The organism is Marivirga lumbricoides, from assembly GCF_014636295.1.
In the GTDB taxonomy this organism is placed as follows: Bacteria; Bacteroidota; Bacteroidia; order Cytophagales; family Cyclobacteriaceae; genus Marivirga; species Marivirga lumbricoides.
Genome location: NZ_BMEC01000018.1, coordinates 1 through 13,303, shown reverse-complemented (window position 1 = coordinate 13,303; position 13,303 = coordinate 1). Strand labels below are relative to the sequence as shown.

At 36.3% G+C, this 13,303-nt stretch carries 10 protein-coding genes and 2 tRNA genes; 4 read left to right on the top strand and 8 right to left on the bottom strand.

Going from position 1 to position 13,303, the window contains the following annotated elements; translation table 11 throughout:
* Positions 1-88: 88 nt before the first annotated feature.
* The 7 genes from IEV85_RS22120 to IEV85_RS22090 form a co-directional block, all read right to left on the bottom strand.
* Positions 89-2,554, bottom strand: a complete 2,466-nt coding sequence (locus IEV85_RS22120) for a bifunctional UDP-N-acetylmuramoyl-tripeptide:D-alanyl-D-alanine ligase/alanine racemase (RefSeq protein WP_229712694.1) — start codon at positions 2,552-2,554, stop codon at positions 89-91.
* 114 nt (positions 2,555-2,668) lie between these two features.
* Positions 2,669-3,292, bottom strand: coding sequence for an Ezrin/radixin/moesin family protein (locus IEV85_RS22115; protein WP_188467454.1), 624 nt, complete (start codon positions 3,290-3,292; stop codon positions 2,669-2,671).
* A 178-nt stretch (positions 3,293-3,470) separates the two neighbouring features.
* Positions 3,471-4,868, bottom strand: a complete 1,398-nt coding sequence (fumC, locus tag IEV85_RS22110; RefSeq protein WP_188467453.1) for a class II fumarate hydratase — start codon at positions 4,866-4,868, stop codon at positions 3,471-3,473.
* Positions 4,869-5,287: 419 nt separating this feature from the next.
* Positions 5,288-5,755 (bottom strand): hypothetical protein, encoded by a 468-nt coding sequence (locus IEV85_RS22105; protein ID WP_188467452.1) that lies wholly within the window; start codon positions 5,753-5,755, stop codon positions 5,288-5,290.
* A 230-nt stretch (positions 5,756-5,985) separates the two neighbouring features.
* A complete protein-coding gene (locus tag IEV85_RS22100) occupies positions 5,986-6,444 on the bottom strand; it encodes a hypothetical protein (protein ID WP_188467451.1) in 459 nt (152 codons plus the stop codon).
* A 35-nt stretch (positions 6,445-6,479) separates the two neighbouring features.
* Positions 6,480-7,535, bottom strand: coding sequence for a hypothetical protein (locus tag IEV85_RS22095; RefSeq protein WP_188467450.1), 1,056 nt, complete (start codon positions 7,533-7,535; stop codon positions 6,480-6,482).
* A gap of 435 nt (positions 7,536-7,970) precedes the next feature.
* A complete protein-coding gene (locus IEV85_RS22090) occupies positions 7,971-8,510 on the bottom strand; it encodes an RNA methyltransferase (RefSeq protein ID WP_188467449.1) in 540 nt (179 codons plus the stop codon).
* A 47-nt stretch (positions 8,511-8,557) separates the two neighbouring features.
* Here IEV85_RS22090 and mutS point away from each other — a divergent pair, with 47 nt between their 5' ends.
* From mutS to IEV85_RS22070, 4 genes are all read left to right on the top strand, one after another.
* A complete protein-coding gene (gene mutS / locus IEV85_RS22085) occupies positions 8,558-11,173 on the top strand; it encodes a DNA mismatch repair protein MutS (protein ID WP_188467448.1) in 2,616 nt (871 codons plus the stop codon).
* 657 nt (positions 11,174-11,830) lie between these two features.
* Positions 11,831-12,760 carry an acyl-CoA desaturase gene (locus tag IEV85_RS22080; protein ID WP_188467447.1) on the top strand — a complete coding sequence of 310 codons (930 nt, stop codon included), beginning with the start codon at positions 11,831-11,833 and terminating at the stop codon, positions 12,758-12,760.
* A 94-nt stretch (positions 12,761-12,854) separates the two neighbouring features.
* Positions 12,855-12,927, top strand: a tRNA-Gly gene (locus IEV85_RS22075).
* Positions 12,928-12,989: 62 nt separating this feature from the next.
* Positions 12,990-13,073: transfer RNA gene (locus IEV85_RS22070), tRNA-Leu, on the top strand.
* 92 nt (positions 13,074-13,165) lie between these two features.
* Here the strand turns inward: IEV85_RS22070 and IEV85_RS22065 are convergent.
* Positions 13,166-13,303, bottom strand: a 138-nt coding sequence (locus IEV85_RS22065) for a transposase (RefSeq protein WP_188467446.1), incomplete at its 5' end; no start/stop codon positions are given.

Genomic DNA, 13,303 nt, shown 5'->3' with positions numbered 1-13,303 from the left:
CTAATGTATTTATTTGATTTAAATAGAAAATGCTTTTCTACTGTGATTTAGTATTGTATAATCTTGATTATCAATTGTTTAAGCGGGTTTACTCTGAATAGAAAACTCTTTTAACCCTATCGCTTACATTTGTCAGTATCTCGTAAGGGATAGTATTTATTGCATCAGCCAATTCAAAGAGGGTAGGGTTTTGGCCGAAAACTATTACTTCTTCTCCGGCAGTGCAGTCAATATCGGTAACATCCACCATGCACATATCCATGCATACATTACCAACTACTGGTGCAGGTTTTCCTTGAATATGAACTTTGCCAATTCCATTACTGAACTTTCTGTCATATCCATCAGCATACCCTATGGCAATTGTTGCAATTCTCATATGTTTTTCTGCTACACCTTTTCGAGAGTAACCAATGGTATCACCTTGTTTAACAAATTTCACCTGGGAAATTACTGTTTTCAATACAGATACCGACTGCAATCTGTCCTGGTGAAGTTGAGTAGCATCTACACCGTATAAACCAACTCCTAACCTTACCATGTCAAATTGGAAGTCAGGAAACCTGGAAATCCCTGGGCTGTTAAGTAAATGTAACAAAGGCCTGTAATTAAGCGCCTCTATCAGCTCTTCCGCCATCTTCTTGAAGGAGAAAGCTTGTTTGGCGGAAAATCCATTATGAATGGCTTCGTCTGACCCAGCCAAATGACTAAAAATTGAAGCTACTTTAAACTGAGGATTATCCCGTAATCTTGATATAAGCTCATTTAAATCTCCGGATTCAAAACCGAGCCTGTGCATTCCTGTATCCAACTTAAGATGTACCTTGAAAGCGCCTTTTTTTCCACGTACGAAACTGGCATATTCCTGAAATAATTCCAGGCTATAAATTTCTGGTTCAAGTTGATATTTTGTGAGAAGATCAAATGAAGAAACTGTAGGATTCATCACCATAATCGGTAAATGGATGCCATGCTGACGTAAAGCAACCCCCTCATCGGAATAAGCAACAGCCAGATAATCTACCTTTTGAAATTGTAACCAGTTTGCCACTTCATGGCTGCCATTGCCATAGGAAAAAGCTTTCACCATAGCCATAGTTTTAACCCTTGGCTTAAGTTTTGATCTATAAAAATTCAGATTGTGAGTAATGGCATTTAAGTTAACCTCAAGCACAGTACCATGTATCTTTTGCTCAAGTGATTTTACAATTTTTTCAAAATGAAAGCTTCGGGCTCCTTTAATGAGTATAACAGATTCTTTAATTGGGCGCTCATTCAAGTATAAAAGAAGCTCTTCGGTAGTATTGAAAAATAAAGAATTAGTTTGGAAAAGATTTTTTTGTCGGGATATTGCTGGTCCTACTCCTATAAACAAAGAGAGTTTTTCAGTCTCAATTTTCTTAGCAACTTGTTGATACAGCAATGAATCGGATAGTCCTGTTTCCAGTAAATCAGATAAGATAATTACTTTATTTGCAAACTGCTTTTGTTGTCTGAAAAACTGTATGGCAGTGTCTAAACCCACGAGGTCATTATTGTAAGAGTCATCTACCAGGTAGTTTTGATGAATGGCTTGCTTTACTTCCATTCTCATAGCTACTGGTTTTAATTCCATTAATGCATTATGGATAAGCTTAACTGGAATGCCTTCGTTCAGCAAGAAAAATAAGCAGTTTGTAATGTTTTCAAGAGAGGCATAATCAGTAAATGGCACCTCAAAAATGAATAGCTTATCATTAAAAGGGATTCTGATTGCGGTTAAGCTGTTTTTTTCTTCAGTTTCTACAAAATAACTACTTGTGTTGTCTTCAAAAGACCAACCGATAAGGTTTTTGCTGGACAGATCCGGAATGTTATGAAGTGCATGGGCCACTTCCGGATAATCTTTGCTGTAGATAATGGTGCTACTCTCTTTAAATAGAATCGCTTTCTGTAAGGCTTTTTCTTCCAGGTTAGGAAAACCTTCATCATGGGCAGTTCCAATATTGGTGAAAATTCCTATTTCAGGCTGTATGATCTTTTGAAGATGCTCCATCTCTCCCATTTTAGAGATTCCGGCTTCAATTATTGCATAATCCTGGTAATCACTTAATGGCCAGAGTGACAATGGTACACCTACCTGTGAGTTGAAACTACGAGGGCTTTTATAAACGGAGTAGAATGAAGACATAAGTTGTCCCAGCCACTCTTTTGTTATTGTTTTTCCGTTGCTTCCTGTGATGGCAACCAGTTTACCATGATATAACTGTCTTTTTAGAGCAGCGAACGACTGCAGTGTACTAATACTACTCTTAGCCAGAAAAATATTGGCTCCGGGCAGATACTTAGGGTCAATTTCCTCTTCTACAACAAAGTTTCGTACACCATCATGGTATAGGCTAGCTATAAATTGGTGGCCATTGTTTCTGGCTCCTTTTATAGCAAAGAAGATACTGCTTTTATGCAATAGAGCATTTCTGCTATCAATAAAGACATCACTAATTAGAGTATCTTCAATAAATTGAAGTTCGGTTCCAAGCGAAATTTTTTTAAGAGAGGAAAAGTAAGGTTTCAAAGTAATTTAGGTTCTATTGGTCTACTTGGTAAAACCTGCAAGGAGTGATAGTAATTGTTTCAGGAGCTGTAAAAAGGTTACAACTCCTGAAATATTGAAGGGTCATTTACCTGCTTACTCAGGCTTAGCAGAAAGACTTTCCAGTACTTCTTTTAAAGGAACTCTTACGCCCTCTTTATAAGGTACTATCCACGCTTCTTTTACTCCCATCTTTCTTAACACTTTTTTGAATTTATCAGCTTCCCAATAATCACGGAATCTGCCTAAAGTGATTCTTTGGTAACCTTCTTCGGTGGTTTCGCCACTGAAATTAGGGTTGTTCTTGAAATATTCTGACATATCAATGTTTTCAAAAGCACCTACCTGTACTTTGAACCAAGTTCCGCTTTCATCAAGTGCTGTTGTAGGCTGAGGCTGTTTATTGGCTTCCATCGCTTTTTGTCTTGCCATTTCTGCCATAGCCTTTGCTTCCTGAGCTTCTTCACGTGCAGCATTAATTTGTGCATTTTTATCTGCCAATTGTGTTTTAAGGTTATCCACCTGAGAGTTTAAACTTGCTACAGAGCTTTTTAAACTTTCGTTTTCTTCTTCCAAAGCTTTTAATTCTTCAGGATTATTCTTCAGTTCCTTTGCTCTTTTTTTCCACTCTTTCTTTTCTTTCTTACTCATTTGTGAATAAGCCGGCAAAGCAAATGCAAAAAATAATGCAAATATTATTAAGCTGATTTTCGTTTTCATGTGTATATAATTTGTTTTTAATGGTCACATGGAATTCTATAAATTTTATTCCTCCTTTTTTGATATATTAAGGATTCCAAAATTTATGCTCATTTCATATGGAGATTATTGAAAGTTTTCAAAATTAATTTAGACTAAAGTACAAAAATAAGTGCAATAACGACAAATAATACTATTTTTAGTTTTTTAAACTTCCAATCATATCTTCAGGTCGTACCCACTCATCAAACTCTTCAGCAGTTAAGTAGCCTAAATTAATAGCTTCTTCTTTTAATCTGGTACCATTCTCATGCGCCTTTTTAGCTATTTTAGCAGCCTTTTCATAACCTATCTTAGTATTTAATGCGGTTACCAACATCAGAGAATTATCAAGGTGTTCTTTAATTCTTGCGTGATTAGGTTCAATGCCCACAGCACAGTTTTCATTAAAAGAAACACAAGCATCACCAATCAATTTAGCAGATTGCAAGAAATTGGCCGCCATTAGAGGTTTAAAAACATTTAACTCATAATGGCCCTGAGTTCCACCAATAGTGATAGCCACATCGTTACCCATTACTTGAGCGCAAACCATAGTGAGTGCCTCAGACTGAGTAGGGTTTACTTTACCAGGCATAATAGATGAACCAGGTTCATTGGCGGGTATATTGATTTCGCCTATTCCTGATCTAGGGCCGGAAGCCAACATACGAATGTCATTAGCAATCTTATTTAATGATACAGCTAACTGCTTTAACGCACCATGAGATTCTACTATAGCATCGTGTGCTGCCAAGGCCTCAAATTTGTTTTCTGCGGTAATAAATGGAAGGCCAGAGAATTTAGCAATATTTTTAGCTACCAATTCAGAGTAACCTTTTGGTGTATTGATTCCTGTGCCAACTGCTGTTCCGCCTAAGGCAAGTTCGGAAAGATGGGCTAAAGTATTTTTTAAAGCTTTTATGCCGTGGTTAAGCTGTGATACATAGCCAGAAAATTCCTGACCAAGCGTTAGAGGCGTGGCATCCATAAGGTGAGTTCTTCCAATTTTCACTACCTTCTCAAACGCCTTAGATTTTTCCTGAAGCGTATCTCTTAATTGCTCTACACCGGGAATGGTGGTTTCCATAAGCATTTTATAAGCAGCAATATGCATTCCTGTAGGGAAGGTATCGTTGGAAGATTGAGATTTATTTACATCATCGTTTGGATGAACTATTTTTTCATCTTCATACTTCCTGCCTGCCAATATCTGAGCTCTATTGGCAATTACTTCATTCACATTCATGTTTGATTGTGTGCCTGATCCTGTTTGCCATATAACCAGCGGGAACTGATCATTATGCTGATTGTCTAAAATTTCGTCACATACTTGCGCAATCAGATTCTTTTTTTCTTCACTTAATACACCTAACTCAAAGTTGGTTTGCGCAGCCGCTTTTTTAAGATAAGCAAAACCATGGACTATCTCCAAAGGCATACTAGCTTCCGGGCCTATTTTAAAATTATTTCTACTTCTTTCTGTTTGGGCTCCCCAGTATTTATCTGAAGGAACTTTTACTTCGCCCATTGTATCTTTTTCTATTCTATAATCCATAGGATGTTATTTTTCGGTGAATACGGTAAAATTACAATTATTCGTATGATTTACTAAGACTTAAGGGCTAAAAAGCTAGACAAGAAGCTTCTAATAATTAAAAAAAGTATATTAAAAATTCTATTATTAATAATTTTGATCGTATTTTTGTTTTATATCAAATCGGTTAACATGAATAATTTGTTCAGGAGGTTAATGATGAGCTTATTGATAATGGGCGTTTGTGCATTCTCAATTACTTATTGTAACCAATTAAAGGAGAACGGAAGTAAAGTATTATCTCAAAAGGAAATAACCAGCCCTGATATAACGAGCTCTAATATAATGGGGCCTGATATAATAATACTTGCATCACATCCGTGAAGAAGAGTACCTGCAACCATAATTTTTATTAATGAGGGGGCCAATTTCCTGCACACCTATAGCTCATTAATACTATAGAGTTCACCGTCTTTTTGAATTTCAAGGTAGTTAATTGTGAGGCCTTGATCCTCAGCAGATATGGAGCCACTATAGGATAAACTTTCTCCACTTTCTATTCCTGTTAGATTAAAATCGTAATCAATATCTTTCTCACCACTGAAATATTGCGCTGCAACTATATACCTTCCGTCATCATTAATGTTTTGAAGCTGTACCTGCTCGAAGCCAAATTCATCAGAAGCATCTACCTCATTACCATTCCTGCTTAAAAATAGTTCTAAATCAACATCATCCTGTGCCTGATCGTCTGAGCCACCTGTTGACCACTCCAGTCGTATGGTTATTCCGTCAGTATCTGTTATGACATTCTCATTAGTATCGGGTAGAATTTCTTCTTCATTATCTGTGCAGGAAAATACAATGATGATTAATAAGCTTATGAATGAAAATCTGAGAAGTTTCATGACTTAAACACTTGAGTTATAAATTTAATTTAAGGCCTTTTACTCTGCGTATGCTATAAGCATAGCGAAAAATGGCTTCTACTAAAGTGTTACGTAGTCTTAATGAAATTGATGAGGTTTTAATACATTTCTTCGCTATTGCAAGAAACTTGATCCATAAAGGGGATTGGGTTTTTGCATAAAAAAAGGGAGGCCATTAGATAGCCTCCCTGATGCCTCAAAGGTTGAATTTATAAGTCGATTATTGTGTACCTATCACCGACTTTTGCAATTTCAAGGTATGTTACCGATAAACCCGCATCGTCAGACCTGAAAGTACCTGTATATTTGATACTTTCGCTGCTTGATCCGCCCCTTAGATATAAAGTATAATCAACAGCCTTGCTACCTCTATAATACTCTACAGTAATGGTATAAGAGCCATCAGAATAGATGTCTTCTATGTCAACTTGCTCAAAAGATGATCCTACTGATGATTTTAAATCTTTAGTACCGTTTGTGAGGAATAGATCTAGGTCAGCATCAGTAGTAGCCTGTGTTGCTGAACCCCCGGTTGACCATTCAAGATCAATAATTAAACCTTCGCTATCTATTATTACGTTATCAGGAATAGTTTCCTCTTCAGTACTGGAACATGCAAATACTGCAATAATTAAGCAGCTTAAAAAGGTAAGTTTAAGTATTTTCATTAGTTGTATGTTTATTTCTCGGAATTAAATTTCAATTATGGAGCTGGGTAAGAAGTAGGAATTCTACCTTCATTAGCAGCGAAACGAGTTCTTCTATCTGATAAGAATGTTTTTATATAATTATCGATAGCTTTTTTGCCAAGCTTTTCTTCAGCAATAGCAATTGTTTCGTCAGCTTTCTCAAAGTCGGACATTAATACATAAGTAAGTGCGAGGTTATTGTAGATAGCTTCTGTTACTTTTTCATTGATTCTGGTCTTTTTATTTTCAGGATCACTTTCTTCTAAAGCTTTCTCCCAGATAACAATAGCTTCTTCCATGTTTGCTGTGAATTTTTCATTGAAAACTATGTCATCTTCAGAAATTTCTGCAATGCCAGCTTTTACTTTTTCAAGTGCCAGATCTAAATCAGGGTACTCGAACTTCTTGAATTTTTTTACTGCAACAAATTCAGTATAATTTGTATTCTTGCCATAAGAGTACAGATCTTCCAAAGTGTTTTTCAAATTACCCACATTAGTATTCAGTAAAGATGTTCTTAATTTACTTTGCAAAGTTTTATAGTTTGCATTCCACCAGTCATTTCTTTCTTTGCTGGTTTTAAAATCAGCACTTCTATAGTTCACCATATTGTTGGAGTTGTTAGAAAAGCCGGATTTTAATGCCTCCATCTCTCCAGGAAGTTTAACTTCGAAATATAAAGGGTACTTGTAGTCGAAGGTAACGAAGTAATAAGTTACGTTTACTTCTTTGTCATCACGCTTTTCTTTTTTTTCTACTGTAGAAAATACTACTTCACTTTTATAGTAAGTTTCAAGTCTCACCAAAAGTTCTACGCCTTCATCCATTGTTTTCTCCAGATGAGAAATGGTCGCGGCATCTTTAATTTTATTCAAGGTCTCTGTTTTGCTGTCACCTGCGAAAATGTACCCTAAATCGATATTCACCCAGTATTTAGTAATATCTTCCGGTAAAGGTGTTAATGGTAGCTGAGTATAAGCCAACCTTCCTCTTTCTTTGTCAAGTCTTTGCGCAAAAGACCGCGTTCCCATTACAGCAAGAACTGCAAGTACAAGTAATAATTTTTTCATATGCAAAAGTTTATAAAATTAGAAAGAGACAAAAATATCTAATTATAGATCAATAAAATCTTATTTATTTTCCTGGAATGTACCTGATGTAAGTTTGTTTGTATATTTTCAATAAAGAAAAGTGCGAAAGGCGTATTACGTTATGTAAAGGGGCTTTGTGTATTCTTATCGCGATAATTTTACCTGATACTAAATAGTTAATTCAATATTTATTAAACTAAAAAAAATGATGTCCCTTTAAAGCCTTACATGAAATAGGAGACTTAGCTCGATTCTACCGTAACCTGAGAGTGATAGAAATTAAGAAATGACTCAAACATTAATTAAAATTTCAACAATAAATTGACTTTCAAGTTAGGGAATTCGCAATTATTTGATATTCAATTAAATAGGTTGTCCTTTATTAAAGAGGAGATGAATATAGTGTATATGCTATTAATGTGTAATCATATTTCCTTTTAGTACGGTATGCCATAATACTATTCCTATACTTACTGAAATATTTAAGGAATGCTTAGTGCCAAATTGAGGGATTTCTAAACAATGGTCACTGGCTGCCACTACTTCTTGCTCTACCCCATATACTTCATTGCCGAAAACAAAAGCATACTTATCTTCCCCAAGGGGGGTAAATTTTTCCAGACTCAGGCTTTTGTCAGCTTGTTCAACACTCAGAATTTTGAAGCCTTCTGCTTTTAAATGCGCAATGGCTTCTGTTGTTTTTTCAAAATACTTCCATTCTACAGATTCGGTAGCTCCTAAGGCTGTCTTATTGATTTCCCTGTGTGGAGGCTGTGCTGTTATTCCGCATAGCATCACTTTTTCAACCAGGAAGGCATCTCCTGTTCTGAATGCTGATCCCACATTGTTCATGCTGCGTACATTATCCAACACGATAACAATGGGGTTCTTTTTTACCTCTTTAAATTCATTTACAGCTAATCGATTGAGCTCTTCGTTGGCTAATTTCCGCATATTTTATCATCTTTGAGGTTACAAAACTAACAACATTTCTGCAAAGCATGTCCAAAAGCAAAGCCAAAGCTAAAGAAGGGAGTGAAACTCCATTAATGAAACAGTATAATCAGATCAAAGCTAAATATCCCGGAGCTTTATTATTGTTTCGTGTAGGTGATTTTTATGAAACTTTTGGGGAAGATGCGGTAAGGGCAAGTAAGATATTAAATATTGTTTTAACGAAAAGGGCTAATGGTTCAGCCTCTCATATAGAATTGGCAGGGTTTCCGCACCATGCTATGGACAACTATTTGCCAAAATTAGTGCGTTCAGGATGTCGTGTAGCTATATGTGATCAGCTGGAAGATCCTAAATCAGTTAAAGGAATAGTTAAAAGAGGAGTTACAGAATTAGTAACCCCTGGTGTTAGTTTTGATGATAATGTGCTGGAGCAAGGTAGAAATAATTATTTAGCCTCAGTCCATTTTTCTAAAGACATACTCGGTGTAGCCTTTCTGGATGTTTCTACGGGGGAGTTTATGACTGCTTCCGGAAAAAAACCATACATAGATAAACTACTTCAGGGATTTCAACCTTCTGAAATAATTTATTCAAAAGCAGTGAGAGCTGAATTTGAAAAAGCTTTCTCAGATGATTATAACACTCATTACCTGGAAGATTGGATTTATGCCTATGATTTTTGTTATGAAAAGTTAGTCAAACAATTCAAAACCAATTCTCTGAAAGGTTTTGGAATAGAATCTATACAAGAAGGAATTGTAGCTGCAGGTGCCATTTTACATTATCTTGAGGAAACAGAGCATAGGAATATTGACCACATTGTTTCTATATCAAGAATTGAAGAAGAGAAATATGTGTGGATGGATAAGTTTACCATCCGAAATCTGGAATTAATTTACCCTCAGCAGGAAGGAGGTATACCACTAATTTCTATTTTAGATGAAACCCTCACTCCTATGGGCTCCCGCATGATCAAAAAATGGATGGTGCTTCCTGTTAAAGACAAAGCCATTATTGAGGAAAGACTTAATATTGTTGATTCATTTTACCAGGATAAATCATTGGCAGATTTGCTAAGGAATAGCTTAAAGCCAATGGGAGATTTAGAAAGGCTTATTTCCAAAGTAGCTGTTGGCAGAATTAATCCGCGGGAAATGCTACAATTGAAAAAAGCACTTGGCCTCGCTGTTCCTATAAAAGATGCTTTGGCTCAATCTGAAATAGAAGCCTTAAGAAAGTTGGGTGACCAAATAAACCCCTGTGAGTTTTTATACCAATTGATTGATGAACAATTGCATGAGGAAGCTCCATTGCTTACTAACCAGGGGAATCTTATAAAAGATGGTGTTAATGAAGAATTGGATGAGCTCAGAAAAATTGCCTATTCAGGCAAAGATTATTTGCTACAGATGCAAAAACGTGAGATGGAAGCTACCGGCATTTCTTCACTAAAAGTAGCCTATAATAAAGTGTTTGGCTACTATCTTGAAGTAACTAACTCTCATAAGGACAAAGTGCCCCAGGAGTGGATCCGTAAGCAGACTTTAGTAAATGCAGAGAGATACATTACAGAAGAGCTTAAGCAATATGAAGAGAAAATTTTAGGAGCTGAAGATAAAATGGTAGCCATTGAGCAACGTATTTTTCAGCAAATTCTTAAACACGCCAATGACTATGTAAGTCCTATTCAGCAAAATGCAAGGATTATTTCAATGGTAGATTGCCTGCTTTCCTTCGCAGAAGTTGCGCAAAAAAATAAATATGTAAGGCCTGTAATTAATGAAGGTCACGAACTTAATATTAAGCAGGGACGCCATCCTGTGATTGAAAAGCAATTGCCTCATGGGGAAGAATACATTCCGAATGATGTATACCTGGATAATGAAACTCAGCAAATCATGGTAATTACTGGTCCTAACATGGCTGGTAAATCTGCTTTGTTACGTCAAACAGCTCTCATTGTGCTTATGGCACAAATGGGATCATTTGTGCCGGCTAAATCAGCAGAAATTGGATTGGTAGATAAAGTTTTTACGCGTGTAGGTGCTTCAGATAATCTTTCTAAGGGGGAATCTACCTTTATGGTAGAGATGACAGAAACGGCAAGCATATTAAATAACCTTTCCGACAGAAGTTTAATTCTAATGGATGAGATAGGAAGAGGTACCAGTACTTACGATGGTGTTTCTATAGCCTGGAGTATCGTGGAATTCCTCCATAATCACCCTAAATCAAAAGCTAAAACGCTTTTCGCCACTCATTACCATGAATTGAATCAGCTTTCAAATGATTTCCCGAGGATCAAAAATTTTAATGTTTCGGTAAAGGAGATTAATGGTGAGATCATCTTTATGAGAAAGCTTAAAAAAGGAGGAAGCGAGCATAGCTTTGGTATTCACGTGGCGCACATTGCGGGTATGCCTAATCCTGTTGTGCTACGTGCTAATGAAATAATGCATCATCTTGAAAAAGATAAAATTCGCAATCAGAGCCAGAAAAGAATGCAGGAAGTGCCCAAGAATAAATATCAGTTAAATATGTTTGAAGCAGACCCTGTTTTATCATCCATAAAAGAACAGCTTGATAAATTAGATATAAATACTATTTCACCTGTGGAAGCTTTGTTAAAACTGAATGAGTTAAAGAGTAGGTTAAAGTAAATTAAAAAGCGGCTTAAACGGATGCTTTTTCCTGCAAAATAAGTTGCTCTATTTACTTTTCATTCATTTATATCATTTAAGATCATTCGCCTCTTAAGGCATTTGATCCTTTATATGTTTGAGTTGCCCTTCTGATATAAAATTCGCTAAAGAGGTATCACGATTAATATAAATTCTTCTGTAGATTTTTCTCAATCAAAATATCTTTCTCCGTAGGACTTCAGGATTGCCTCTATATTATCCTGTTTTTTAAAGAGGGTTTTTCCCTAAATTTTCATTCTTCAAATTGGCGCATTCTCAGCACCAAAGTTTGCCGGGGCATTATAGAGATGTATGACTATATCTTATTTGAAGCACTGGATACAAATAGCTGGGAGATATTAAACAATTTGAAAAAAGAAATATAACGAATTAGTGGCCATCATTCATGAAGTTCTGAAACCATTTGCCCGGATAATGATGCCTCTTGTATTTAGAAACTACGGTGTAGTTCTTTATGCGCCATCCTATCCAAAAAACGGAGTTTAATTATTGGTAATTGTCAGTTTGTTTTGAACCAATACTTTCTGCAGATCGTTTTCTTTTTTTAATCTAAAACCAAACCTGCCTTTTCGTAACATGCTAAAAGGCCTATATTTGTCAAAATTTTATTAATTAATGGCTGTAAGACAAGAAAATTTAAAGCTTAGAACAAAAGGCTCCTGGAAAAAAGAGGTGAGCTTTGCAATTGTGCATCTTTTACCTTTAGGAGCAATTTGGACAGGTGCCACATGGTTCGACTGGTTGGTATGCCTGGTGCTTTACCTGTTCCGAATGTTTTGGGTAACAGGTGGGTACCACAGATATTTTGCTCATAGAAGTTACAATACTTCAAGATGGTTTCAGTTTATGATTGCCTTCTTTTCGCAAACTTCAGCACAAAAAGGAGCTTTATGGTGGGCTTCACATCATAGGCACCATCATAGAAATAGCGATACTTTAAAAGATCCACACTCTATGTTACATTTTGGATTCTGGTATTCTCATATAGGCTGGATTATTGGTTCAGATTTTAAGCACACTGATTTTAAAGTAATCTCTGACTATAGTAAATACCCGGAATTGAGATGGTTAAATAAAAACTATTTGGTGCCACCGGTAATTTTAGCGGTTTTTGTGATGGCACTGGGTGGCATAGTGAACGGAGGAAGTATTACGGCTATGTTTACTTCAGCTGGATTCTCCACATTATTTATCGGCTTTTTCCTTAGTACTATTATATTGTATCATGCTACATTTTCTATCAACAGCATTATGCACAAATTTGGTAAGCAACGATATGAAACCGGAGATGAATCGCGAAACAGTGTATGGTTAGCATTGCTTACTTTAGGAGAAGGTTGGCATAATAACCACCACTACTATGAAACTTCTGCACGACAAGGCTTCTTTTGGTGGGAAGTGGATTTTACCTATTATGGTTTAAAGTTTATGTCTTGGTTAGGTTTAATCTGGGATTTGAAGCCCGTTCCTAAGCATATAAAAATGTCCAGGAATCGTGAAGAGGCAAAGGCACTAAAGGAAGAGTTAAAGAAGCAGGTAGCCTAAGAATATTTTTTTAGAAAAAAGTTAATATTTTTTGGGGTTAGTCATTGCATTTTCAAAAAGGGGTGTTAAATTTGCAATCCCAATTGGGAAATAAGCGAGAGTAGCTCAGCTGGTAGAGCGCAACCTTGCCAAGGTTGAGGTCGCGAGTTCGAACCTCGTCTCCCGCTCAAAGCACAAAATAAGTGAGTATAAGGCTCACTTATTTTTTTTGAAATACACTTACAAAATTGCCGGGATGGTGAAATTGGTAGACACGCAAGACTTAAAATCTTGTGAACATTTGTTCGTGCGGGTTCAAGTCCCGCTCCTGGCACAAGACCTCTGAGAAATCAGAGGTTTTTTTGTTTAAATCAGTTTGTGTTTATGGATCAACGGATCAACCCGAAAAGTTGGGGAGTAGTAATTTCAAGCATAGGTTCTTGAGAGTCTATAGAGGAAGAAAGCTACGTTTTTGACCCCTCTGAACTGAGCTCTAAAGGCTTTGATCTTTGCATTAAATGATTCAGCTGCTGCATTGGTACTTCTTCTTTCAAAGAAATTGAG

What these genes read in the sequence shown, in the direction of transcription:
- IEV85_RS22105 (WP_188467452.1), bottom strand. Translation starts at nt 5,755, where the DNA reads ATGAAACTTCTCAGATTTTCATTCATAAGCTTATTAATCATCATTGTA.
- fumC (WP_188467453.1), bottom strand. Translation starts at nt 4,868, where the DNA reads ATGGATTATAGAATAGAAAAAGATACAATGGGCGAAGTAAAAGTTCCT.
- IEV85_RS22095 (WP_188467450.1), bottom strand. Translation starts at nt 7,535, where the DNA reads ATGAAAAAATTATTACTTGTACTTGCAGTTCTTGCTGTAATGGGAACG.
- IEV85_RS22115 (WP_188467454.1), bottom strand. Translation starts at nt 3,292, where the DNA reads ATGAAAACGAAAATCAGCTTAATAATATTTGCATTATTTTTTGCATTT.
- IEV85_RS22080 (WP_188467447.1), top strand. Translation starts at nt 11,831, where the DNA reads ATGGCTGTAAGACAAGAAAATTTAAAGCTTAGAACAAAAGGCTCCTGG.
- IEV85_RS22090 (WP_188467449.1), bottom strand. Translation starts at nt 8,510, where the DNA reads ATGCGGAAATTAGCCAACGAAGAGCTCAATCGATTAGCTGTAAATGAA.
- mutS (WP_188467448.1), top strand. Translation starts at nt 8,558, where the DNA reads ATGTCCAAAAGCAAAGCCAAAGCTAAAGAAGGGAGTGAAACTCCATTA.
- IEV85_RS22100 (WP_188467451.1), bottom strand. Translation starts at nt 6,444, where the DNA reads ATGAAAATACTTAAACTTACCTTTTTAAGCTGCTTAATTATTGCAGTA.